The organism is Taibaiella chishuiensis, assembly GCF_003014535.1.
GTDB lineage: Bacteria > Bacteroidota > Bacteroidia > Chitinophagales > Chitinophagaceae > Taibaiella > Taibaiella chishuiensis.
Map to the genome: position 1 here is coordinate 54,018 of NZ_PYGD01000014.1, position 25,090 is coordinate 79,107.

The window sequence follows — 25,090 nt, forward strand, 5'->3', positions numbered from 1 at the left end:
TATAAAGATAGCCCGCTGTTATTTTTATCGTCCCGGCTTAACGGATCAACACGATATCCCCCTGTAAATGGATGGGTGTGCCATCCACGCAGGTACCACCGACTACATAATAATAAGTACCCATGTCGGCCGGCGCCCCATTCATAGTCCCCTTCCAGCGCTCTTCTATTTTATACGAGACAAACACCAGTTGTCCCCAGCGATTGAATACCCGGAACCGGTACCCCAGGGGATGTCCTTGCGTAACCGGTCCTATTTCGTCGTTCAGCCCATCCCCGTTGGGGCTAAAGGCATTGGGCATGTAGACCTTACAACAGGGCTCTGTATTTATAGCGATCTGTGCAGTGTCGGTACAACTGTTATCATCCCTACCCTTCACCCGGAAGGTATTACCGGCCTGTGTCAGCAGTACTGTTATCGTTTCGCCATTGCCCATAGCCCCCCGGTAATCGCTCCAGGTATAATCCGTTGCGCCTGTTGCCCTGAGGCGCACCGAATCGCCGGTACAGAAGGCGCCGCTGCGCTCAGTATCTATACTGATACCGACCGTGGGCAAGGGGTTGACGGTAAGCTGCAGGGTAACAATACTATCGCAACCTGCAGCAGTCAGGAGGGTATCCGTAGCGGTATTATTAGCTGCAGTATAGGTAATGCCATTAAACACATAAGCCTGGCCCTGGCAGATTACCTGCTCATCGATACCGGCCAGGTAAGGTGTAACGGTAAGATTCAGGGTTACTATACTATCACAGCCTGCAACCGTTTGCAGAGTATCCTTTAAGCCCGATTGCGAGGTGGTATAGGTACTCCCATTAAAGCTATAACCCTGTCCCTGGCAAATGGTAACATGGACTGTTCCGGTAAGATAAGGTGTTACCGTTAAGTTCAGCGTGACAATACTATCACAACCACCTGCCGTGGTTAAAGTATCCCTTGCCGTACTGTTGGATGTCGTATACGTGACGCCATTAAATAAATAACCTTGCCCTTGGCAAATGGTCTTCACATCGGTACCCGTAAGATAAGGCGAAACCGTAAGGTTTAGCGTTACAATACTATCGCAGCCAGCAACCGTTTGCAAGGTATCCTTTAAGCCGGACTGCGATGTGGTATAGGTAATCCCATTAAAGCTGTAACCCTGGCCCTGGCAAATGGTAATATTGGCCGTTCCTGTAAGATAGGGCGTAACGGTAAGGTTTAGCGTAACAATACTATCACAACCACCTGCCGTGGTTAACGTATCCCTTGCTGTACTGTTGGATGTCGTATACGTGACGCCATTAAATAGATAACTCTGGCCTTGACAGATCGTCCTTACATCGGTACCCGTAAGATAAGGCGAAACCGTAAGATTTAGGGTTACGATACTATCACAACCACCTGCAGTGGCTAAAGTATCCCTTGCCGTACTGTTGGATGTCGTATACGTGATGCCATTAAATAAATAACTCTGCCCTTGACATATGGTCTTTATATCGGTACCCGTAAGATAGGGCGTAACAGTAAGGTTTAGCGTGACAATACTATCGCAACCTGCAGCAGTCTGAAACGTGTCTTTGGCGGTATTATTCGCTGTGGTATAAGTAACGCCATTGAATACATAACTCTGGCCTTGACAAATGGTCTTTACATCGGTACCCGTAAGATAAGGCGAAACCGTAAGATTCAGCGTTACAATGCTATCGCAGCCTGCAGCAGTCTGCAGGGTATCCTTTAAACCCGACTGCGATGTGGTATAGGTACTCCCATTAAAGCTATAGCTCTGGCCCTGGCAAATGGTAACGTTGGCCGTTCCTGTAAGATAGGGCGTAACGGTAAGGTTTAGCGTTACAATACTATCGCAACCACCTGCCGTGGTTAACGTATCCCTTGCCGTACTATTAGATGTCGTATACGTGACGCCATTAAATAGATAACTCTGGCCCTGACAGATGGTCTTTACATCGGTACCCGTAAAATAAGGTGAGACCGTAAGGTTTAGGGTTACAATACTGTCGCAACCTGCAGCAGTCAGGAAGGTATCTTTGGCGGTATTATTCGTCGTGGTATAAGTAACGCCGTTGAATACATAACTCTGACCTTGACAGATCGTCTTTATATCGGTACCCGTAAGATAAGGCGAAACCGTAAGATTCAGCGTGACTATGCTATCGCAACCACCTGCCGTGGTTAAAGTATCCCTTGCCGTACTGTTGGATGTAGTATACATGACGCCATTAAATAGATAACTCTGGCCTTGACAGATCGTCTTTACATCGGTACCCGTAAGATAAGGGGTTACGGTCAGGTTTAATGTTACAATACTATCGCAGCCTGCAGCAGTTTGCAGGGTATCCTTTAAACCGGACTGCGATGTGGTATAGGTACTCCCATTAAAGCTATAACTCTGGCCCTGGCAAATGGTAACATCAGCCGTTCCCGTAAGATAAGGTGTTACCGTAAGGTTTAGGGTTACAATACTATCACAACCACCTGCCGTGGTTACCGTATCCTTTGCTGTACTGTTGGATGTGGTATACGTGACGCCATTAAATAGATAGCTCTGGCCCTGACAGATCGTCTTTACATCGGTACCCGTTAGATAAGGGGTTACGGTAAGGTTTAAGGTTACAATACTATCACAGCCTGCAACCGTTTGCAGAGTATCCTTTAAGCCCGACTGCGATGTCGTATAGGTCGCACCATTAAAGCTATAACTCTGGCCCTGGCAAATGGTAATATTGGCCGTTCCTGTAAGATAAGGTGAGACCGTAAGGTTTAGCGTGACAATACTATCACAACCGCCTGCCGTGGTTAACGTATCCCTTGCCGTACTATTAGATGTGGTGTAGGTAACGCCATTGAATAGATAGCTCTGGCCTTGACAGATCGTCTTTATATCGGTACCCGTAAGATAAGGTGAGACCGTAAGGTTTAGGGTTACGATACTGTCGCAGCCGGCAGCAGTCTGCAGGGTATCCTTTAAGCCCGATTGCGAGGTGGTATAGGTAACGCCATTAAATAAATAACTCTGCCCTTGACAGATCGTCTTTACATCGATACCCGTGGGATAAGGCGTTACGGTAAGGTTTAACGTTACAATACTATCACAGCCTGCAGCAGTTTGCAGGGTATCCTTTAAACCCGACTGCGATGTGGTATAGGTCGTGCCATTAAAGCTGTAACTCTGGCCCTGGCAAATGGTAACATGAGCCGTTCCCGTAAGATAGGGCGTAACCGTAAGATTCAGCGTGACTATACTATCGCAGCCTGCAGCAGTCTGGAAGGTATCTTTGGCGGTATTATTCGTAGTGGTATAGGTAACGCCATTGAATACATAACTCTTGCCCTGACAAATGGTCTTTACATCGGTACCCGTTGGATAAGGCGTTACCGTAAGGTTTAGCGTGACGATACTATCGCAACCTGCAGCGTTTTGCAGGGTATCCTTTAAACCCGATTGTGATGTGGTATAGGTACTCCCATTAAAGCTATAACCCTGGCCCTGGCAAATGGTAACATCAGCCGTTCCGGTAAGATAAGGTGCTACTGTAAGATTCAGCGTTACGATACTATCGCAACCTGCAGCGTTTTGCAGGGTATCCTTTAAACCCGATTGGGATGTCGTATAGGTCGCACCATTAAAGCTATAACTTTTACCCTGGCAAATGGTAACATGAGCCGTTCCGGTAAGATAAGGTGTCACTGTAAGATTCAGTGTTACGATACTATCGCAGCCTGCAGCAGTTTGAAACGTATCTTTGGCGGTATTATTCGCCGTGGTATAAGTAATGCCATTAAATACATAACTCTGCCCCTGGCAGATCGTCTTTATATCGGTACCCGTAAGATAAGGTGTTACCGTAAGGTTTAGCGTGACAATACTATCGCAGCCTGCAGCAGTCTGCAGGGTATCCTTTAAACCCGACTGCGATGTGGTATAGGTCGTGCCATTAAAGCTATAACTTTTACCCTGGCAAATGGTAACGTTGGCCGTTCCGGTAAGATAAGGTGTCACTGTAAGATTAAGTGTTACAATACTATCGCAACCTGCAGCGGTCTGAAACGTGTCTTTGGCGGTATTATTCGCCGTGGTATAGGTAATGCCATTGAATACATAACTCTTACCCTGGCAGATGGTCTTTACATCGGTACCCGTGGGATAAGGCGTTACCGTCAGGTTTAGCGTTACAATACTATCGCAGCCTGCAGCAGTTTGGAACGTGTCTTTGGCGGTATTGTTCGCCGTGGTATAGGCAACGCCATTAAATACATAACTCTTACCCTGGCAGATGGTCTTTACATCGATACCCGTAGGATAAGGAGCAATGGTAAGCTGGTACTGACCACTTACCTGCAAACAGGAATTAAGGGTCATGGTACAGGTGTATACACCACTTTGTAAAGGCTGTACATTGGTAAGCGTTACCGACGAACCGGTTGCCGTAAAACCGTTGGGGCCAGTCCAGCTATGATTGGTATATTTTGAATCGGGGTCGCCCGGAAAATCGGGCGCACTTAAAATGATTGTTTTACCCCGGCAAGGCGTACCCGTAGCGGTTATGGGCTGGTTGACCGGGGTAAGGGTAATATCGTCGACCAGTGTACCCGAGGTGACACCGGCAGGATTCTGGCTGGTCATATCCAGGGCGACGGCATTAGTTGTAGGGGTAAACGTGCCCGTGAAACACTGCCAGGTCCAACTGGAATTGGATGCGGCCACGCTTTGTGCCAGGAAAGTATTGGCGCCATTATACAGGCGTACATTGACCGTATTGGGATTGGATGCCGGTCCATTGGAAGTACGCCTTGAATACCGGTAGGCAAAGTGATAAGCCTGCCCGGCCACCACGGGTATCGCCGTCCTTCGCAAGGTAGCTTCGGCGTCTACCTCCGCCACGATATTCGTTGCAGAGGCGCCACCGTAGGTGCTCTCGGGATTTGTCGTCTCCGTAACGGTGCCCGGTGCTACAGCCCCCCACTGACTGGCAGGTTGTGCCGTAAAACTACCGTTGTATAAGAGGTTCTGGGCACGACCGGTCCCTGCCGTAAATATACACCCCAACAGTAAAAAACGAAATCCCGTAATACGCTTTAAAGAAGCGGGGTGTGGAGGTAATCTTGATTTCATATTTATGAGACTTGATCAAACACTTTGCATACAACTGCCCGTATCCCCGGCTCCAAACTAAATCACAGTTAAAAATTTAATACATTTTTAATGCATATTACTTACATGACGATACCAGCCATATATGCATATAGCAAGCACTCCGGCAATCACAGACAACCGCGAATTACCGTCACAGAAGAAATAAAAGGAACAGCGAAGATAATTCAGTAAACTAATGCATAGATAGCGATTTACATTAATTTACATTTTATAGTACAAAAAAATCATTTTACATGTATTTCCGATTAGCCGAATATTTAAAGAATGTTACTTACAAGACGCAAATACATGTAAAGGATTTAAAGCCCCCCTAAAAGCAAAGAGGCCTGCAGTTTTTTAACTGCAGGCCTCTTTTAATCTTTATACGAAGACCAGGTTATCTTGTTTAAGCTTTGCTTTCTGCAAAGAACTTATGGAAGTACGGGATCGTTTCGATGCCTTTGTAGTAATTGAACACATCGTATTTCTCGTTTGGCGAGTGGATGTTATCGTTGTCCAGGCCAAAACCAAGCAATACGGTTTTCAGTCCCAGCACGCTTTCAAACAGCGCTACGATAGGGATACTGCCGCCACCGCGTGTAGGGATCGGATCCTTACCGAAGGTAGCTTTGATAGCGCGGGCTGCCGCCTGGTATGCCGGCGAATCGGTAGGCGTTACTACAGGCTCGCCGCCGTGGTGCGGGGTTACTTTAACGGTAACACCTTCGGGTGCGATCTTTTTAAAATGGTCGGCAAACAGGTTGGAAATTTCTTTGGAGATCTGGTTAGGCACCAGGCGCATAGAGATCTTGGCATAAGCCTTGGAAGGCAGCACGGTTTTAGCGCCTTCGCCGGTATAACCGCCCCAGATACCGTTTACATCCAATGTAGGACGGGTACCGGTACGTTCGAGTACGGTATATCCTTTTTCGCCCCATACTTCGTCTACCTTCAGGTCTTTTTTATACTCGTCCAGGTCGAAAGGCGCTTTATTAAGCTCGTCGCGCTCTTCGGCTTTGAGATCAAGCACCTTGTCGTAGAAGCCGGGTATGGTAATGTGATTGTTTTCGTCGTGCAGCGAAGCTATCATTTTGCACAGCTGGTTGATTGGGTTGGCTACAGCACCGCCGTAAACGCCACTGTGCAGGTCGCGGTCCGGACCGGTAACTTCTACTTCCATATAAGCCAGGCCACGCAGACCGCTTTCGATAGAAGGATTTTCCATACTGATCATCGAAGTATCGGAGATCAGCACGATATCGGCTTTCAGTTTTTCTTTGTTGGCTTCGACGAAGATGCCCAGGTTATCGCTGCCCACTTCTTCTTCACCTTCGATCATCAGCTTCACGTTGCAGGGCAGTGTATTGGTTTTCACCATTACTTCGAGCGCTTTAATATGCATGTACATCTGGCCTTTGTCGTCGCATGCACCGCGGGCATAGATCTTACCGTCTTTGATCACCGGATCGAAGGGTCCGCTATGCCAGAGATCCAGCGGATCGGCGGGCTGTACGTCGTAGTGCCCGTAAACCAGTACGGTCGGTAATTTTTCGTCAACGATGATTTCGCCATACACGATCGGGTGGCCGGCCGTAGGGCAAACTTCAGCCTTGGTGCAACCGGCGGCCAGCATCGCAGCCTGAACGGCGTCGGCACAACGGGCAACATCTCCTTTATATTTACTGTCGGCGCTTACCGATGGGATACGCAGCAGGTCCAATAATTCGTCGAGAAAACGTTGTTTGTTGGTTTCAAGATATTCTTTCCAGACTTCCATGATATTTAATTTTGAGGCTCAAAAGTAAGCGAAATGATTTAATTCTACTTTTACCCGAATAATTTTAATTTTCCATTTAATCCCGCTGTACCTGCTTCCGGCACTTGTCTGCATCGGGATAATTCCTAACATTTGCACCCTGATTTAAGGGTTAAATTTTTACCTACATGCGCACCATTGCCTGCCTGCTTGTTTCGAACTGCTTTATGACCTATGCCTGGTACGGTCACCTGAAAAAGGATACCTCCGACATGCCCCTGCTCAAACTGGTGCTGATCAGCTGGGGCATTGCTTTTTTCGAATACCTCTTTATGGTACCGGCCAACAACAGGTTCGGTAAGCTTGAGGGCTTCAGTCCCTTCCAGCTTAAAACCATCCAGGAAATCATTTCCCTTACGGTGTTCTTCCTGTTTGCCATTTTCTTTTTAAAAGAGCAGTTCCGCTGGAATTACCTGGTGGCCTTCCTGCTTATTATCGGGGCGGTTTATTTCATGTTCCTGCCCCAAAGCAAATAACGCCGCCAAAGTAACGGATGCCCCAGTCCCCCCGCTTCCCCCCGTTGGGGGTATTTTGGCAAAATATTAGCAGGAGCCTGAATTAGGGCTTATTTTTGGCTGATCCATAAATAAATTCACCATTATGAAATTACTCCGTTATGCCGGGGTGGCTTTCCTGTTGACAGCCGGTATCGGCCAGGCCACTTTCGCACAGCAAAAATTTGAATGGAAGGAAGCTTCCTCCGGCGGTTACACCTACAAGTATGTAACCAACGACCCCACCCAATCGCGTTTTTACACGTTAAAGAACGGCCTTACCGTCATTCTCAGTCCTTCGAAAAAAGAGCCGAGGATACAGAGTTTTATCGCGGTGAAAGCCGGCAGTAAAACCGATCCGGCTACCAATACAGGCCTGGCCCACTACCTGGAGCATATGCTGTTTAAAGGCACCGACCAGTTTGGTTCGCTCGACTGGGCTAAAGAGAAACCCGTGCTCGACCAGATCGACGCCCTGTACGAACAATACAACAAGACTACCGACGAAGCCAAACGTAAAGAGATCTATAAACAGATCGACAAAACTTCGGGCGAAGCAGCCAAATACGCTATTGCCAACGAATACGATAAAATGGTGGCATCCATAGGCGCTAAAGGTTCCAATGCCTTTACCTCTTTCGAGCAGACCGTATATACCGAAGACGTACCCAGCAATACCCTGGATAAATACCTGGCCATACAGGCCGAACGCTTCCGTAACCCGATACTGCGCCTGTTCCATACCGAGCTGGAAGCGGTATACGAGGAGAAGAACCGCGGGCTGGACAACGACGGCCGCAAAGTAAACGAAGCCATGTTTGCCACCATCTTCCCGAACAATAATTATGGCAAGCAGACCACCCTGGGCACGGTAGAACACCTGAGAAACCCTTCGCTGGTCGAAATACGCAAATACTACAGTACCTATTATGTGCCCAACAATATGGGCATCATTATGTCGGGCGACTTTAACCCCGACCAGGTGGTAAGCCAGATCGATAAGGACTTTGGCTATATGCAATCCAAACCCGTACCGGCTTATACCTTTAAACCTGAAGAGCCGATTAAAGCGCCCATCAACGTAAACGTTACCGGTCCGGAACCGGAGCGCGTGATGCTGGGCTTCCGCTTCCCGGGCGCCGCTACCAAAGATGCACAGATGCTGGAACTGGTAGGCAATATCCTGACCAATGGCTCAGCCGGCCTGATCGACCTGAACCTGGTAAAAAAACAAAAACTGCTGCAGGCCTTCGCTTTCCCCTATATCCTGAAAGACTACAGCGTGCTGATCCTGCAGGGTAACCCCGTGGAAGGACAGTCGTTGGACGATGTGAAAGCCCTGATGCTGGCGGAATTGGACAAACTGAAAAAAGGCGACTTCTCCGACGACCTGATCCAGGCTATCGTCAACAACGAAAAGAAAAAAATCATCGAGCGTAACGAAAGCTACTCCGACAGGGCCGATGAGCTGATGAACAACTTCACCTCGGATGTAGACTGGCAGAGCCGTGTGGCTTATGTAAACGACCTGAGCAAGATCACGAAACAGGATATCATGACCTTTGCCAACAAATACCTGGCCAATAACTACGTGGCGGTATACAAACGCCAGGGCGAAGACAAGAACATCGTTAAGGTAGACAAACCGGAGATCACCGCGGTAGAAGTAAACCGCGAAGCCCAGTCTGCATTCCTGAAAAAGGTAAATGCAATGCCGGAAAACAAGATCAACCCGGTATGGCTCGATTACAAAAAAGATATCCAGAAAGCCAAGGCCGGCACTTACGAAGTACTGGCGGTACAGAACAAGGACAACGACCTGTTCCGTGTTTACTACCAATATGAAACCGGCAGCTGGGCCAGCAAACTGTTGCCAATCGCTACGCAATACCTGGAGTTCCTGGGTACCAAAGACAAATCGTCTGAAGCGATCAGCAAAGACTTCTACCAGATTGCCTCTTCTTTCAATATCAATGCCGGCGGCGAAAACACGACGGTAAGCATCGATGGCCTGCAGGAGCACATGGGTAAGGCAGTAAGCATGTTCGATAACCTGCTGCGCAATTGCCAGCCCGATACCGAAGCGCTCGAGGCCTTTAAAACCAGGCTGAAGAAAGCCCGTGCCAACAAAAAACTGAACAAAGGACAGATTATGCGCGGCCTGAGCAGTTACGCACAGTACGGCAGCAGCAACCCTTTCAATAACGAACTGAGCGATGCCGAACTGAATGCCCTTACTGCCGAAGACCTGGTAAACGTACTGCACAACCTGGCCGGCTATCCGCACCGCGTACTGTACTACGGTCCACAGACCGCCACTGCCTTCGCTTCCAGCCTGGCCGGCATCCATACAACGCCTGCCGGTGGCATCAAAGCGCCGCCCGTTACCAAGAAGTTTATCCAGCAGACCCAGGGCAGTAATAAGGTGCTGTTTACCCATTACGATATGGTACAGGCCGAGATCAACTGGCTGCGCACCTCCGATCCTTACCAGGCCGGCGAGATCCCGACCGTAACACTGTTCAACGAATATTTCGGTGGCGGCATGGGCTCTATCGTATTCCAGACCATCCGCGAGTCCAAAGCCCTGGCCTATACTACTTATGCCTACTTCAACCCGCCGGCCCGCAAGGAATACCGTAATGTTGCCATGGCCTATGTAGGTACCCAATCCGACAAGTTTAACGATGCCGTTGCCGCTATGAACGAACTGCTCAATAACCTGCCCGAGTCGGATAAGGCCTTGCAAACTGCCAAAACAAGTGTACAGAAAACACTGGCTACCGAACGTATTACCCAGGACGGCATCTTATTCAGCTACCTGACCGCAGAGCGTATGGGCCGCGACTACGATATCCGTAAGAACACCTACGAGGCCGTACCGAAATTTACCTTTGCCGATCTTAAAAACTTCCACCAGAAAGAACTGAGCGCAAAACCGTATACCTACTGTATTGTAGCCAACCAGGACAAACTGAAGGAAGAAGAAATGAAAAAACTGGGCGATTTCAAAAAACTGACGCTCGAAGAAATATTCGGTTACTAACCGCATCTTTTCCCTGTACAAACAATGGCATCCGGTCTTATGGATGCCATTGTTTATTGTATTAGCTTTGCCTCCTAAAACATTACCATGCTTACCGTTTCCCTTGCCGGTGTGCGCTTTCACGCCGCGATAGGCCTTTACCCGCAGGAGGCTTTCCTGCTCAACGAAATCGAAATGCAGATCTCCGTATCGGTCGAATCGGGTATCGATACCCTGCCCCTGATCGATTATACCCGGCTGCACAGCATTGCCGCCGCATCGGTAAGCGAGCCGGCCGCCCTGCTGGAAACCGTGGTACAACGTATTGTAACGGCCATAAACCTGGAGTACCCCGGCAGCAAACTGAGCGTGGCCGTGCGCAAGCTCAACCCGCCCATGCCCGGCACTGTTGCCCATTCGGAGGTAAAATGGGAATCCTGATGGTAACAAGCAAATAAATTGCTAACATTGTATACTGCAAACTGATTTGATCAAAAATGGAAGAAAACACAGCGTATACGCAAACCGGCAATAATGCCGCCGCCCGCATCCCGCAGCTGATCGCGCATATGGAACGCGTTATCCGTGGCAAACGCCCGCAGATAGAAATGGTGATTACCTGCCTGCTGGCCAAGGGGCATGTATTGATGGAAGATAACCCCGGAACCGGTAAAACAGTACTGGCGCGTACCCTGGCCCATTCCATAAGCGGTAAGGGCGAAGCGGGCAATGTCCTCTTCAAACGTATCCAGTTTACCCCCGACCTGTTGCCGATGGACCTGATCGGTTCGCACCTGTTCGACGAAAAGAATACCGATTTCATATTTAAAAAAGGACCGCTCTTCTGTAATGTGTTGCTGGCCGATGAGATCAACAGGGCCTCGCCTAAGGTGCAAAGCGCGCTGCTGGAATGTATGGCAGAAGGCCAGATTACCGTAGGCGATGTAACCACCAAACTGGAAGACCTCTTTTTTACCATTGCCACACAGAATCCCGTCGAGATGGAAGGCACCTATCCCCTGCCCGCCGCCCAGCTGGACCGTTTCTTTATGAAGATCTATTTCGGGTATGTGGATGCCGCTACCGAAGTGGAGATCTACCGTAACTATGCCACCATACAGGATAACCTGGAGCACCTGGACCAGGTATTAAGCCTGGAAGATGTGCTGGGCCTGCGAAAAGAGGCCGAGCAGGTATTTGTACACGACGAAATCATACAGGCCACGGCCAATATCGTACGCGGTACCCGCGAGCATCCCGAAATTACCCTGGGCGCCAGTACCCGCGCCGGTATTGCCTTCCTGCGCTGCCTGCGTGCTTATGCACTCGTAAAAGGCAGGAGCTTCGTGATCGAAGACGATGTACAAGATATAGCCCGCAGCGTACTGGACCACCGCCTGATCTACCGCAACAAGGAAGGCAGGCTCAAGGCTTTTGACCAGATCCTGCAAAAAGAAATGGATCGCCTGTCCAAACTCAAACTGCAAGGCTAAACAAGCTATTTAATAGTAACACCAACCAGATCATTTATGAAAAAATTAGTATTGGCCTGCTCCCTGGCCCTGTTCGCTTTTTCCGCCTGTAATATGAACTCCGTAAAGGGCGACGGGCATGTAATTACCCGCAACTTTGAACAGAAGGGATTTAAAGATATCGACGCCAGCTCCCAGTTCGAGATACACCTGGCCCAGGGTTCCGAGTATAAAGTAAAAGTAGAAGGCGAAGAGAACATTATCGACCTGATGGAGCTCCAGGTAACAGGCGATAAATTAAAGATCGACTTTAAAAACAATACCTCGATCCGGCCTACCCACCCGCTGAAAGTATATATTACCGCCCCCGAATACCGCGACATAGAAGGCTCCGGGGCCTGTACCTTTATCAGCGAAGGCCGGCTGACCAGCAAGGCCGATGTAAAAATCGGGCTGTCCGGCGCCTGCGAAACCCGTCTCGAAATAGATGCCCCTAAAATCGATGTGGATGCATCGGGAGCCAGCGAGATCCGCCTTAAAGGCCAGACCCGCGATTTCTCGGTAGATGCATCGGGAGCAAGCTCGATCAACTGTTTCGAACTGCTGACCGAAAATACAAGCCTGGACATCTCCGGCGGCGGCAACGCCAAGGTATACGCCTCCCAGTCGCTCAATGTATCGATCAGCGGCGCAGGCGACGTGTCCTACAAAGGCAAACCCGCCAATATCAAGAAAGACATATCCGGCGCGGGCAGCATCAGCTCCGCCGATTAAATCTTATACCCTATATACGCAAAGAAGCTCCTGCCGTGGCAGGAGCTTCTTTTATAGACTACACCCTTAAAGGAACTCAGGAAAGGGATTCCAGCCGGGCATGCTGATAGGTCTTCCTGTTTTCCTCTACAAGTTTTAACAGTTTTTGCCGTACATCCTCACTCAGGTCCGTGGTTTCGTTTTCGAGTATATGCTGCAGTTCATCCAGTTCATTTTCTCCTTTTCCGAAAAGATGCACCAGACGCGACTTCCAGGCTTCCGCGGTTTCCTTTACCTTTTGCCGTGTTTCTTTACCTTTCTGTGGCGCTACCAGTAAGCCAAGTACCACGCCGGAAACAACACCGGCCATGAATTTATTGAATCTCATTACGAACAGGTTTTATGTGATTAATTGTAAGCAATTTAAATGTTTACCATTAAAATGCACCGCATTTTTTGGTAAATCATTACTTTTATACAAACATAGATCAGGCCATAAAGTTGGATTGGTCTGAATTTTAGTATTGTGTTAGAAGAAAAAGTAACTTTGCACCCAATTTTTTGACAAAACAACAAACCAACCAAAATGGAACATATAACCGTAGAGCAACTGAAAGCGCGCCTGGATGCCGGAGAACAACTGCATGTACTGGATGTAAGAGAAGCCAACGAATACGCCGAATCAAACATCGGCGCTACCCTGCTGCCCCTGAGCCAGCTGCGTAACATGGATACCGAAGCCATCGACGACTGGAAACAGGACGAAGTGATCGTACACTGCAGGAGCGGTAAACGCAGCATGGAAGCCTGTATGCTGCTCGACACCATGGGCTTTGCCAAAACCGTAAATGTAACCGGCGGAATTCTCGACTGGCAGCAGAAATTCGGCAATGCACAGATCAAGTAAAATTGCCTCCTTCCGAACCTTATGCCCCAATTTCGGTTTTTCTGACTGGGGAACCGCGATCGATATATGCACGAATTAGAACCATTTTACAATTGGCGACATCTCTATACCGCAGAGGAGGACGAACGTTCTCCCTTCTTCGGTAAAGAACACAGCGAATTCGAATTTTCCAATACGGTCTATAACTATTACATTCATCCGCAATGGGATGATTTCGGTTCGCGTACGCTTTATTTAAAGATCCTTTACGTAGACTACGATCAGAACTTTGCGATCATAGAATTTATCGGGGAATGGAATGATGCCGTCGAAAACGATATCGAAACGCTCAAAAGAGCCATCATAGACCCGATGATCGCGCAGGGTATTACCAAGTATATCCTGATCACCGAAAATGTATTGAACTTCCATAGCAGCGACGACAGCTATTACGAAGAATGGAACGATGACATCAAGGACGAAGGCGGCTGGATCGTATTCCTGGGTATGCCCGAACACTCCCACCAGGAGATCAGGCAGGCCAAACTGGAACATTACAGCTTCCTGATGGAGTATCCGAACTGGCGCACCCTCAACCCGCTGCATCTTTACCAGGCGATCGACAATAAGCTGTTGCGCCTGCTGGATTAAAAGAACATGGAATAGACACACCGGCCCGTTGCCGGCAAAAGGTATTTGATTTTATTATGAAGGTGGACTTATTTATTCCCTGTTTTGTTGACCAGTTGTTTCCCGAAACGGGTTTCAATATGGTGAAAGTGTTGGAAAAATTCAATTGCGAGGTACAGTATAACAACCAGCAGACCTGTTGCGGCCAGCCGGCCTTTAACAGCGGCTATTGGGATGAGGCCAAGGCTATAGGCAGGAAATTCCTGAAGGACTTTTCGGGAACCGACCATTATATCGTTGCCCCGAGCGGCTCGTGTACGGGTTATGTGCGCAATTATTACCAGAAATTGTTTGAAAATTCGGCCGAGCATAACGACTATAAAAAAGTAAAAGTGCAGCTGTTCGAGTTTACCGAATTCCTGGTCAATGTGCTGCATGTAACCGATGTAGGCGCCAGCCTGCATACCCGTGCCACCTACCACGACGGTTGTGGCACGCTGCGGGAATGCGGTGTTAAACAACAACCCCGGCAGCTCCTGGAACAGGTAAAGGGCCTGGAGCTGACCGAAATGAAGGAATGTGAGACCTGCTGCGGCTTTGGAGGCGCCTTTGCCGTTAAATACGAACCCATATCCACCGGTATGGCCTATACCAAAGTACAAAGCGCCGTGGCGGCCGGGGCGCAATGCCTCATCTCTACCGACCTCTCCTGCCTGATGCATATAGACACCTATATCCGCAAGCACAACGTGGATCTGAAAACCATGCATATCGCCGATGTGCTGGCAAGCGGCTGGTAAACGCCTCCTGCCCTTGGGGATTCAAATCCATTATTCGTCTTATATTTGCGTTAATTATGACTGCTGAACAACTGAAAGAACTACGGGAACGCGTAGCTCACCTGGACAGATACCTGAAAGTAGGAGACCGGAAAGCCAAGTACGAAAGCGATAAACAACTAACCTTGTCGCCGGGCTTCTGGGACGATAACGAGCGCGCTACGACTGTGCTTAAAGAGCAAAACGCCAATAAATACTGGATCGACCTGTACGAACAGGTTAAAAGCGCGGTCGAAGACTTCGCCATACTCTTCGATTTCTGGAAAGAAGGAGAAGCTACCGAAGAAGAAGCCAAGGAAGCCTATGAGCTTGCCATCAAAAAAATGGACGAGGCCGAATTTAAATCCACGCTTAACCAGCCTGAAGATGAAATGCCTGCCGTAATGGTGATCAACTCGGGTGCAGGCGGTACCGAAAGCCAGGACTGGGCCGAAATACTGGCCCGTATGTACCGGATGTACGGCCAGAAACAAGGCTGGTCGGTAACCGAGCTCGACTGGCAGAACGGCGACGGCGCAGGTATTAAAACCTGTACCTTCCAGTTCGACGGCGACTTTGCCTATGGCCTGTTAAAAGCCGAAAGCGGCGTACACCGCCTGGTGCGAATCTCGCCCTTCGACAGCAATGCACGCAGGCATACCTCATTTGCTTCGGTATACGTATATCCCCTGATCGACGATACCATCAACATCGAAGTAAAAGACAGCGATGTAAAGATGGAAACATCGCGAAGCGGCGGTGCGGGCGGACAGAACGTAAATAAGGTAGAGACCAAGGTAATGCTGACCCACCTGGCCACCGGTATCGTGGTGGTATGCCAGACCGAACGCAGCCAGCTGGGCAACCGCGAAAAAGCGATGCAGATGCTGAAAAGCCGCCTGTATGAAGAAGAAATGCGTAAACGCCAGGAAGTAAAAGATGCGACCAACGCTTCCAAAAAGAAAATCGAATGGGGCTCGCAGATCCGCTCTTACGTATTCCACCCGTATAAAATGATCAAAGATCACCGTACCGATTACGAGGTGGGCAATGTGCAGCCCGTAATGGACGGCGAAATAGACGACTTTATCAAAGCTTACCTGATGATGCAGGAAGCCGAAAGCTAAGTAATACAACGGCCGCCTCCGGGTGGCCGGTTTTTTAAACAGGATGCATTTATGGAGATCTCGCGTTTTCTTACGGATGATATTGTACGCATACTGATTGCCCTGCTGGTAGGCGCTATCGTAGGTGCGGAGCGCGAATACCGCTCCAAGTCGGCGGGTCTGCGTACCATGATCCTGGTAAGCCTCGGCTCCTGCCTGTTTACCATCCTGTCGGTAAGGATCGGGATGCCGGCCAGCGCCGACCGTATCGCAGCCAATATCATAACGGGTATCGGTTTCCTGGGCGCCGGCGTTATTTTTAAAGACGACAACCGGGTATCGGGTATCACCACCGCCACTACCATATGGATGGTGGCCGCACTCGGCATGGCCATCGGCTCGGGGCACTTCCAGGCCGCCATGGTAGGTACGGCTGCCGTGATCATTGTGCTCATTTTCCTGTCGCCTATGCAAACCGTGATCGAAAGGCTGAACCGTAGCCGCTCTTACCGCATTGTATCGCCTTACCAGCACGAAACACTGAAAAAATACGAGCACCTGTTCAAAAAATACAAGCTCAAAGCCGACCGCGGCAAACAGTCGCGCAGCGGCAATACCATAACCGGCAACTGGCAGGTGCACGGACCCGAGAAAGCCCACGAAAAAATGATCCATCACCTGCTGAACGATCCCGATATTATCGAATTCGATTTCTGATCCCCGCTCCCATCCTGCTTATGCAAGCCGCCTCATTATCCGATGTAAAAAAAGAACTGGACCAACTTTCGCCCAAAGCGGTAAAAGAGTTGTGCCTGCGCCTGGCCAAATATAAAAAGGAAAACAAAGAGCTGCTTACCTACCTCTTGTTCGAAGCCGGCAACGAACAGGGCTATATACGCGGCATACAGGAGGAAATGGATGAAGCCTTTGCCGGCATCAACCGGGGCAGTCTTTACTACGCCGCCAAGAACCTCCGCAAAATATTACGCCTGGCCAATAAGTATATCAAGTATTCCGGCAACAAACAAACCGAAGTAGAAGTGCTGATGTACTACTGCCTTAAAGTGATGCAATCGGGCCTGCCCGTACGCAACAGCACCGCCCTGGCCAACCTCTACCAGCGCCAGCTCGATAAGATCGCCAAAGCGATCAGCAAACTGCACGAAGACCTCCAATATGATTACGAACAGGAACTAGCGCCCCTGCTGAGTTTCCTGTAGGTAATCCATTAGCCACACCTAAAATCAACAGGTAAACTAGGGGGACATTAGAGGGGGCACGAAAATGGGTATTCATCTTACTATTACCCTTGTAGACATTTTAAGAAAAAATCTATCTTTGTCGGATACCTATTGCCCCGGCCGGATCATTCCCGGAAGCGGCGTCTACCTATGCAGCCCGGGACCGCCGGCATTACCCGGAAACAATATGAAGGTAATTTAACTCGTAGAAATTTATCGGGTTGAGCGGGAGTTCAAGTACTCCGGATAAAATACCAGGTAAAGCCGGGAAAAGCGGATCAACGAAAAACAAAAAGCAAGATGCAAAGTAATCCTCAGGACAAGGAAACCCAGCCCTCAGTGCATCCCACACCTGGCCCGGGCAATGATAACGGCATTATCGATATTTCATCGATATCCTATGATTTGCGAACGAACCTTCCTTCAGAAGAACAAAAACTACATGTCCCCGATTGGGATCATCATTACGTTTATGCGTATAACGAATTAAACGCAGCCTCAAAAGCACAAAAAGACTTCTATAGAACGTTTAAAGTAGAGTTTTTGCAAGGCAACTGCCTTAATCTGAACGGGAACGTAAACTACGCATTTATCCTCCTGTTTGACCTGCTGAATGATTATGACAGGCATAAAAACCTGTCCCAGTTGGAAAAATGGCTTAATATTCTAACACAGCATTACCCCAAAACACACCGGTATGCCCAATCCTTCTTCAATAAACTGAAATACCCTGATGCGGCCCCCGGACTACCCGGGAACAATCAGCAGCAAGCACACGACGAACATTACTGGAAGCTGGGACTTCGGTTCAGGACCAAATTAAACCTGACGGATGCAGAGGTTAACCTGCTCAATAAGCTTTGGCTACAAACCAACAACTTCTGTGCTATTGAATCCTGTTATTTGCAGTTGATCAAGTTATTCCTTTTGTCTGTTCGTAAATTGGAAAAGGACTACAAAAAAGCCAATACCTCATTAGAAGCCATTATCGACAAGATCTCCGGGATCGTCTCTTCCAGGCACCTTAATTACAAAAATGACAGTGAAAGCCATAAATATTTTGTCCAGTCTTTTTCCAGCCAACTCTATGCGCACCTGTTCCGGACATGCGAAAACGTGATCCGGGAGGTATATGGTCATAAACGAAAACTGACCATTGATTTTCCGCTTACCGGGCTTAACGAGGCCGAAGCCTTGTATAAAGTAGAAGTATTTTCGAAATACACGGACTTGTTAACCGAATTAATCCCGACGATCCAGTTGCCGGATCATGATACCGACATTGCATTAAACATTTTAAACCCGACCCGTTGGAAAATCCGTTTTGACCAAATATGCAAAGACCATGGATCCAACCCGCAGGAGTTCCTGTATTCGGTTGTAGCATTGGCCAAACAAAACGAAAAGAATTCCTCTGTTGAGGACATTCTTTTCGAAGCCTCGAAGTTCATGGCAAAACAGGACAAAGAAACGGCTTTAAGACTGTACCTGCATCATATCAACTATGACCTGAAATCCGCCACTTTCGATTACAAAAAACATTCGAAAAGCATTCAGAAAAACCTTTTTGCGAATGACGAACAATTAAACAAATTTGAAACCCTGGTAAGCCAGTTTATTAAGGATCATAATCTCGCTGCGGCCCTGGACGCCGTTCCGGCCGTATACGCCCTGAAACGCAAGAAAATCGAACTAGATATAAACTCTATACAAGAGGCCAGCAGCAGGCATGCCGATACCGTATTACTGCTGAATGATATCCTGGCTGATGAGGATGATGTCCCGCAGCCCCTTACCGTGCCGGCCGCTACCGGAACTACCGGGCCAAAAGCAGATTTACAAACTGAAGATAAGCCATCTGAAGCGGTACGGCCATCCCTGTATGTTTCGGGCCTGGGGCTAACCGGCATCCAGGAACAATCGCTTATTTACTTTGTAAAAAACAACTTTTCGGTGGCGCAAAGCGACTTTGAAAGCTTTGCAAAATCCAATGGCTCCTTTAAAAATCATTTGATTGAAAGTATCAACGGAGCCTGCTTCGACTTCCTGGATGACCTTATCATTGAAGAAGACAATGACTTTTATACCGTTAATCCAACCTATTATCATCAACTATTAGCATGACCAACAACATCAACATTAAACCTAAAGAAGCTACTGCAATTATAAATTCATTGATCGGGGGTGTTGTTCCCAAAATCGGGGTGCAACATATAACAGTGGGCCGCTCCGAGGAAATTGCCGCATTCGTGACCGCGCTGGAAGATGTCAGGAATGGTCACAGTATGGTTAAATTCTGGATCGGCGATTTCGGATCCGGAAAATCATTCATGCTCCACCTGCTCAATACCGTAGCGTTAAAACAAAAGTTTGTAGTAGCAAACGCAGACTTTACACCCGACAATCGCCTGTATGCCAACGATGGCAAAGCTGTGGCTCTGTATACCGCCATTATGGACAATATTGCGATCCAGACAAAACCAGAGGGTGGCGCATTGCCGACCTTAATGGAGAAATGGATTGAACAGGTCATCACGCAAACCGCGGAAAAGAATAATATTTCCTTGACGCAAATACGCAGCGAGGAATACCTGAACCTCGTTCAAAGTAATATCATGAAAACGATCAATGAAATTACCGAGGTCGGTGGCTTCGACTTTGGTACCGTGATCATGAAGTACTATGAAGGTTATATCAAAGACGATGATCAGCTGCGCAAGAATGCACTTAAATGGCTGAAAGGCGAATACCATACGAAGACGGAAGCTAAACAGGATCTTGGTGTCCGGGAAATCGTAAATGATCTCAATTTCTACGACATGCTGAAGAACTTTTGCAAATTTTTTGTGAGCATGGGTTATAGTGGCTTCATGATTAACCTTGACGAAGCGATCAATCTCTATAAAATATCCACCTCAGTAATGCGCGAAAAAAACTATGAGAAAATCCTTTCCATTTATAACGACTGTTTCCAGGGGAAAGTAGCCAACTTGTTTTTCAACTTTGCGGGAACCAAAGAGGTACTGGAAAATGAACGCAGGGGCTTATTCAGTTATCATGCCTTGAAATCGAGACTGGAGACCAACAGGTTTGAAACCGCCGGAGTGCGGGATTTTGCGCAGCCTGTAATCCGTTTGCTACCGCTCGACCATAATGAGATATTCGTTCTGCTCAATAAGTTAAAGGATATCTTCGATTTCAATTACAAGATGGAGAGTGATATTACCGACGAAGAAATTCTTCAGTTCATGGAGGAAATGTTCAACAAACCCGGGGCAGCTGAATTCCTGACCCCGAGAGAGGTCATTCGCGACTTCCTGAATATACTCAATATCCTGCGTCAAAACCCGGACCTTGACAAATCAAAATTATTTGGCGACATAGAGATTAGGGACGAAAGACCAAATGAATTTTCTCTTGATAATATAGAAGAATTATAATGTCATTTAACCTGCTTTCCGAACCCATACGCAAATATGTCCGGGATAAGAAATGGGAACAGCTAAAACCCATCCAGGCCGCAGCTATCGAGCGGATTCTTACTACAGAGGACAACTATATATTAGCTTCCCGTACAGCTTCGGGCAAAACTGAAGCTGCATTTCTGCCGGTGCTGTCTGCGGCCAACTTTAATGCGCCGGGGATTAAAGTACTGTACATCTCTCCGTTGATCGCATTGATCAATGACCAGTTTTTGCGGGTAGAGGAATTATGCAAAAACCTTGAAGTACCGGTTACCAAATGGCATGGAGAGGCCAACAAATCATTAAAAGACCAATTGCTTAAGGACCCTTCAGGCGTAATGCTGATCACACCTGAATCTATCGAAGCCATGTTTGTCAACAAACCTTTTAATGTTATCCGGTTGTTTAGCGGTTTGGAATTTGTGGTCATCGACGAAATTCATTCGTTTTTAGGAACCGACCGGGGCATCCAACTCAAATCCCTGCTCTCCAGGCTCCAGACCGTTAACCGGCATTACTTTCGCGTAATTGGTCTTTCCGCGACGATCGGGGATTATGAGCTGGCGAAAACATTTGCCGGCCCATCCCGTAAAACGACCGTTTTGTTGGACAAGACACCCAAGGAGGTAAAGGTATCCTTCCGCTATTTTTCAGGCGGAACAGATGAACTGCCCCTTGCCTTGCTGAAAAATTTATACCTGGAAACAAAAGACAACAAGGCGCTCATATTTCCCAACAGCCGTGGACGGGCGGAAGAGGTTGCCGTGAAGCTGAAGAAAATCTCGCAAAAAGTAAACGGGCACCCCAATTACTTTTCCCACCATTCATCCGTCGACCGCGACGAGAGAGAATATGTCGAGTATTTTGCGAAGAACAATACCCTCCACAATTTTTGTATCGCCTGCACATCAACGCTTGAATTGGGCATTGATATCGGCACGGTTGATGAAGTGGTGCAGATCGACGCCAGCCATAGTATCGCCTCATTGGTCCAGAGACTGGGACGGAGCGGCCGCCGGGATGGCGCTGCCAGTACGCTTGTCTTATATGCAACAGGCCCCTGGAGCTTACTTCAGTCAATGGCGTGCTGGCTGCTGTACCGGGAAGGTTTTATCGAGCCCCCTGCTGAATCTTCAAAGCCATATGACCTGCTTGCCCAACAGGCTTTGTCTATCGTCAAAGGGACTTCCGGTATCGCCCCCGATCAACTTATCGCACAGTTGAAGGGTAATTACGCCTTTGCGGCCATAGCAGAAAACGAAATACTCCCGATCATCAATCATCTTATCGATACCGATATGCTCGAGCGCTTAGGCCGCGAACTCATTATTGGTGTAACGGGAGAAAAGGTCGTCAACAACAAGGATTTTTATAGCGCATTCACTACCGAGGAGCACTTTAAAGTCGTCCATGCCGGCAACAGGATTGGCGAAATACCCTATACGCCACAGGTTCTCGTAGATCAGAATATTATGCTCGCCGCCAAAATCTGGAAAATACGGGATATCGACTTTAAAGCGAAAAAGATAGAAGTAGCGGTAGCCAAAGACGGGAAGAAGCCCATTTTCCTCGGCTTACCGGGAAACGTACATGCAAAAGTGCGTCAGAAAATGCTGGAAATTATTTATACCGGTGATTGCTATGATTTCCTGGACGAAGCCAGCGTCGACGAACTTAAAGTTATAAGATCAGACTTTAGGGCAGTACCCATCGAAGACCCCACAGTACAACGCCCGCTTATTGATACCGGCAATAAATTACAGCTATTTGCCTTTACCAGTACGAAGATCAATAACACGATAGCGCTCTTGTTCCATATTAAAGGAATTCCATCCCAGTTTAACCCGCCCACAGATTCGTTTGAAGTCGTACTGGGATACACTGATTTCATGGCGCAGTGGCGCAGTCTTCCCGAAACCATTTCAGCTATCGATGGTTATCTGTCAGCACAAGCTGAAACGAATCCGGAAAAGAGTGAGGTGACGAAGTGGGCTTTTTTATTACCCCTGCCGCTCCGGATCGCTATTGCGAAAGAAAAGGTTTATGATATTGAAGGTACACGCGCCTTTTTGGAGACTGTTACCTTTCTTGCAGCCCAACAAACCGAAGGTAATCAGGCGCCATTTTCCTCTATGGACCAGTTACCCGGTAAGGCCTGACCATAGTTCCCGGGGTATACTTACACAAACATGCTTTACACGAAAAATGCCGGCTGGAAAGCCGGCATTTGCTTGTTGACTAATTAGAACGTCAGATTTATGACACTCAAAAAAAGGTAAATTAATTTGTTTCGCGTTTTCCTTTCAGGTGTAACGAAAGGAAATCTTCCATGGCTTTGTAGAACTCGAACCGGTTCTCTTCGTTGTGGAAGCCATGCCCTTCGTTATCTTTCACCATGTACTGCACTTCTATGCCGCGTTTCTTAAGGGCTGCTACCATCTGGTCGCTTTCGTCCTTGTTTACCCGCGGATCCTTGGCGCCCTGTGCTACGAACAAAGGACAAATGATCCGGTCGGCATGAAACACCGGGCTGTTGGCGCGCAGCATCGTGCTGTCGGCCTCGTTGGTCGGGTCGCCTACCATCTCGTACATCATCTTTTTGAACGGCTCCCAGTAAGGCGGTATCGTGTTCATAAAGGTAAAGAGATTGGAAACACCTACATAATCGATCGCACAGGCATACAGGTCCGGGGTTTTGGTAATGCCCGCCAGGGTGGCGTAACCGCCATAGGAGCCGCCGTATATCGCTATGCGTTTAGGATCGGCAATACCTTCGCTTACCAGGTAACGTACGCCATCGGTAATATCGTCCTGCATGGTCTGGCCCCATTGCTTAAAGGACTTCTCCATAAAGTCGCGGCCATAACCGGTAGAGCCCCTGAAGTTCATCTGTAATACCGCATAACCACGGTTGGCCAGGAACTGTATTTCGGGATTAAAGCCCCATTTATCGCGGGCCCAGGGTCCGCCATGCGGGTTGATCACCACAGGCAGCTGTTGCGCAGGAACTCCTTTAGGCAGGGTAAGATAACCATGTATGGTCACACCATCGCGCGAGGTATAGGATACCGGCTTCATATCGGCCATATCGCTGCGGTTCAGCCAGGGACTGATATCCGCGATCTTCTCCATTTTTTTGACTTTCTGGTCGTAGAAATAATAGGAACCGCTGGTCTTATCATCGAAAGTCACGATCAGGAACTTGTCTTCATTCTTGTTGGAGGAAGCGATACCGAATTCCAGGTCTTTGTCGATCAGCTTACGCATTTCGGCGCGGCGGCTTTCGGCTTCCTTATCCAGGAACCGGAACTCTCTTTTATCAACCGTATAATAAATAGATGTAGGTACTTTACGCTTCTGTGAATAACCGATGCCTTCCACATCCACCTTATCGTTGCGGTAGAGTTCTTCCAGCTCTTTTTTCTTTACCAGGTCGTAACGCACGGCTGCGGCCTTATCCCGGCCAATATTACTTACGGCATATACCACGCTCGGATTTTTCGGATCGAAGAACTGCGGGGAAAGGCTTTCTTTAAAATTCGTGGTCATCACTTCGGCAAAAGGCGCTTTCTCGTTGGGGCGGTACAACAGGGTTGTATTAACGCCGTCCGAGGTGGAAGCGATCAGCAGTTTGCCATCGTGGTCGGTTTGCCAGCCGGTAATGTTGCCGGGGTTTTCGTAAAGCTGCTCCAGTGCGCCGGTATTGATATTGAGGCGATAGGGATCGCTTACCTGCGGGTTCCGTTTGTTGAGACCGATGATCATATAATCATCCTGCTCCGGCAGATCGTCGATAATGTCTACCCGTACCTTATCGAAAGGCGTCAGTTCTTTATCGTTGGAGCCGTCTATATTCACGGCAAAGAGGTGATAGTTTTCATCGCCGCCACTATCCTTCAGGTAGGCGATACGGCCATTGTTGGCCCAGAAGTAGCCCGCAATATCGCGGTCCTCCAGCGAAGTAAGCCGTACAGGCTCGCTTTTTTTATCGCCGGTTTTCTGTACAAAAATGTTCATACGGCTTTTGAAAGGCGCCATAAAAGAAATGTAGTTGCCGTCGGGAGAAAGCTGAAAGCTTCTTTTTTCGGAGTTCCTGAAGAAGTCTCTCATCGGGATCAGGCTGGAAGGTCCGTTGTTGGTCGTCATACCGGGTTTTGCTTTGGTTTGTGCCTGGGCTACAGTGCCGCCCATACTACCGATAAGGGCAGCAAAGGCCATTGTTCTGAAAATTGTTGTACGCATAGCGGGGTGTGG

At 48.3% G+C, this 25,090-nt stretch carries 18 protein-coding genes; 14 read left to right on the forward strand and 4 right to left on the reverse strand.

The genetic code is table 11. The annotated features are described in order from the left end of the window. Positions 1 to 37: 37 nt before the first annotated feature. On the reverse strand, positions 38 to 5,110 hold the full coding sequence (locus B0I18_RS23435) for a T9SS type B sorting domain-containing protein (RefSeq protein WP_106525203.1): 5,073 nt from the start codon (positions 5,108 to 5,110) through the stop codon (positions 38 to 40). A 427-nt stretch (positions 5,111 to 5,537) separates the two neighbouring features. Further along, on the reverse strand, positions 5,538 to 6,908 hold the full coding sequence (locus tag B0I18_RS23440; RefSeq protein ID WP_106525204.1) for a dipeptidase: 1,371 nt from the start codon (positions 6,906 to 6,908) through the stop codon (positions 5,538 to 5,540). A 167-nt stretch (positions 6,909 to 7,075) separates the two neighbouring features. Here B0I18_RS23440 and B0I18_RS23445 point away from each other — a divergent pair, with 167 nt between their 5' ends. The 5 genes from B0I18_RS23445 (at position 7,076) to B0I18_RS23465 (ending at position 12,712) form a co-directional block, all read left to right on the forward strand. Beyond that, positions 7,076 to 7,423, forward strand: a complete 348-nt coding sequence (locus B0I18_RS23445) for a DMT family protein (RefSeq protein ID WP_106525205.1) — start codon at positions 7,076 to 7,078, stop codon at positions 7,421 to 7,423. 124 nt (positions 7,424 to 7,547) lie between these two features. Further along, positions 7,548 to 10,487 (forward strand): M16 family metallopeptidase, encoded by a 2,940-nt coding sequence (locus B0I18_RS23450; RefSeq protein ID WP_106525206.1) that lies wholly within the window; start codon positions 7,548 to 7,550, stop codon positions 10,485 to 10,487. 87 nt (positions 10,488 to 10,574) lie between these two features. Further along, the gene (locus B0I18_RS23455; RefSeq protein ID WP_106525207.1) at positions 10,575 to 10,907 is read left to right on the forward strand and encodes a dihydroneopterin aldolase; all 333 of its coding nucleotides are present in this window, start codon (positions 10,575 to 10,577) and stop codon (positions 10,905 to 10,907) included. A gap of 56 nt (positions 10,908 to 10,963) precedes the next feature. Further along, a complete protein-coding gene (locus tag B0I18_RS23460; RefSeq protein ID WP_106525208.1) occupies positions 10,964 to 11,959 on the forward strand; it encodes an AAA family ATPase in 996 nt (331 codons plus the stop codon). Positions 11,960 to 11,995: 36 nt separating this feature from the next. Next, positions 11,996 to 12,712 carry a head GIN domain-containing protein gene (locus B0I18_RS23465; RefSeq protein ID WP_106525209.1) on the forward strand — a complete coding sequence of 239 codons (717 nt, stop codon included), beginning with the start codon at positions 11,996 to 11,998 and terminating at the stop codon, positions 12,710 to 12,712. Positions 12,713 to 12,788: 76 nt separating this feature from the next. Here B0I18_RS23465 and B0I18_RS23470 read toward each other — a convergent pair whose 3' ends face one another. Then, positions 12,789 to 13,079, reverse strand: a complete 291-nt coding sequence (locus tag B0I18_RS23470) for a YtxH domain-containing protein (RefSeq protein ID WP_106525210.1) — start codon at positions 13,077 to 13,079, stop codon at positions 12,789 to 12,791. 198 nt (positions 13,080 to 13,277) lie between these two features. Here B0I18_RS23470 and B0I18_RS23475 point away from each other — a divergent pair, with 198 nt between their 5' ends. From B0I18_RS23475 to B0I18_RS23515, 9 genes are all read left to right on the forward strand, one after another. After that, entirely contained in the window at positions 13,278 to 13,598 is a 321-nt protein-coding gene (locus B0I18_RS23475; RefSeq protein WP_106525211.1) for a rhodanese-like domain-containing protein, read from the forward strand. Positions 13,599 to 13,664: 66 nt separating this feature from the next. After that, positions 13,665 to 14,228 carry a hypothetical protein gene (locus tag B0I18_RS23480; protein ID WP_106525212.1) on the forward strand — a complete coding sequence of 188 codons (564 nt, stop codon included), beginning with the start codon at positions 13,665 to 13,667 and terminating at the stop codon, positions 14,226 to 14,228. Positions 14,229 to 14,284: 56 nt separating this feature from the next. Beyond that, the gene (locus B0I18_RS23485) at positions 14,285 to 15,007 is read left to right on the forward strand and encodes a (Fe-S)-binding protein (protein ID WP_106525213.1); all 723 of its coding nucleotides are present in this window, start codon (positions 14,285 to 14,287) and stop codon (positions 15,005 to 15,007) included. A gap of 56 nt (positions 15,008 to 15,063) precedes the next feature. Further along, positions 15,064 to 16,152 carry a peptide chain release factor 2 gene (gene prfB / locus B0I18_RS23490; protein ID WP_106525214.1) on the forward strand — a complete coding sequence of 363 codons (1,089 nt, stop codon included), beginning with the start codon at positions 15,064 to 15,066 and terminating at the stop codon, positions 16,150 to 16,152. Positions 16,153 to 16,203: 51 nt separating this feature from the next. After that, complete coding sequence (locus tag B0I18_RS23495; RefSeq protein WP_106525215.1) at positions 16,204 to 16,848, forward strand: MgtC/SapB family protein; 645 nt, start codon at positions 16,204 to 16,206, stop codon at positions 16,846 to 16,848. A gap of 20 nt (positions 16,849 to 16,868) precedes the next feature. Continuing rightward, positions 16,869 to 17,351, forward strand: coding sequence for a hypothetical protein (locus tag B0I18_RS23500; protein ID WP_106525216.1), 483 nt, complete (start codon positions 16,869 to 16,871; stop codon positions 17,349 to 17,351). Between the two features lie 321 nt (positions 17,352 to 17,672). Beyond that, positions 17,673 to 19,496, forward strand: coding sequence for a tellurite resistance TerB C-terminal domain-containing protein (locus B0I18_RS23505; RefSeq protein WP_106525217.1), 1,824 nt, complete (start codon positions 17,673 to 17,675; stop codon positions 19,494 to 19,496). Beyond that, the gene (locus B0I18_RS23510) at positions 19,493 to 20,812 is read left to right on the forward strand and encodes an ATP-binding protein (RefSeq protein WP_106525218.1); all 1,320 of its coding nucleotides are present in this window, start codon (positions 19,493 to 19,495) and stop codon (positions 20,810 to 20,812) included. Before B0I18_RS23505 ends, B0I18_RS23510 begins: the two co-directional genes overlap by 4 nt. Further along, positions 20,812 to 22,995, forward strand: coding sequence for a DEAD/DEAH box helicase (locus tag B0I18_RS23515; protein WP_106525219.1), 2,184 nt, complete (start codon positions 20,812 to 20,814; stop codon positions 22,993 to 22,995). The genes B0I18_RS23510 and B0I18_RS23515 overlap by 1 nt, the downstream gene beginning before the upstream one ends. A gap of 121 nt (positions 22,996 to 23,116) precedes the next feature. Here the strand turns inward: B0I18_RS23515 and B0I18_RS23520 are convergent, their stop codons facing one another. Continuing rightward, on the reverse strand, positions 23,117 to 25,078 hold the full coding sequence (locus tag B0I18_RS23520; RefSeq protein WP_106525220.1) for a S9 family peptidase: 1,962 nt from the start codon (positions 25,076 to 25,078) through the stop codon (positions 23,117 to 23,119). Positions 25,079 to 25,090: the final 12 nt, after the last annotated feature.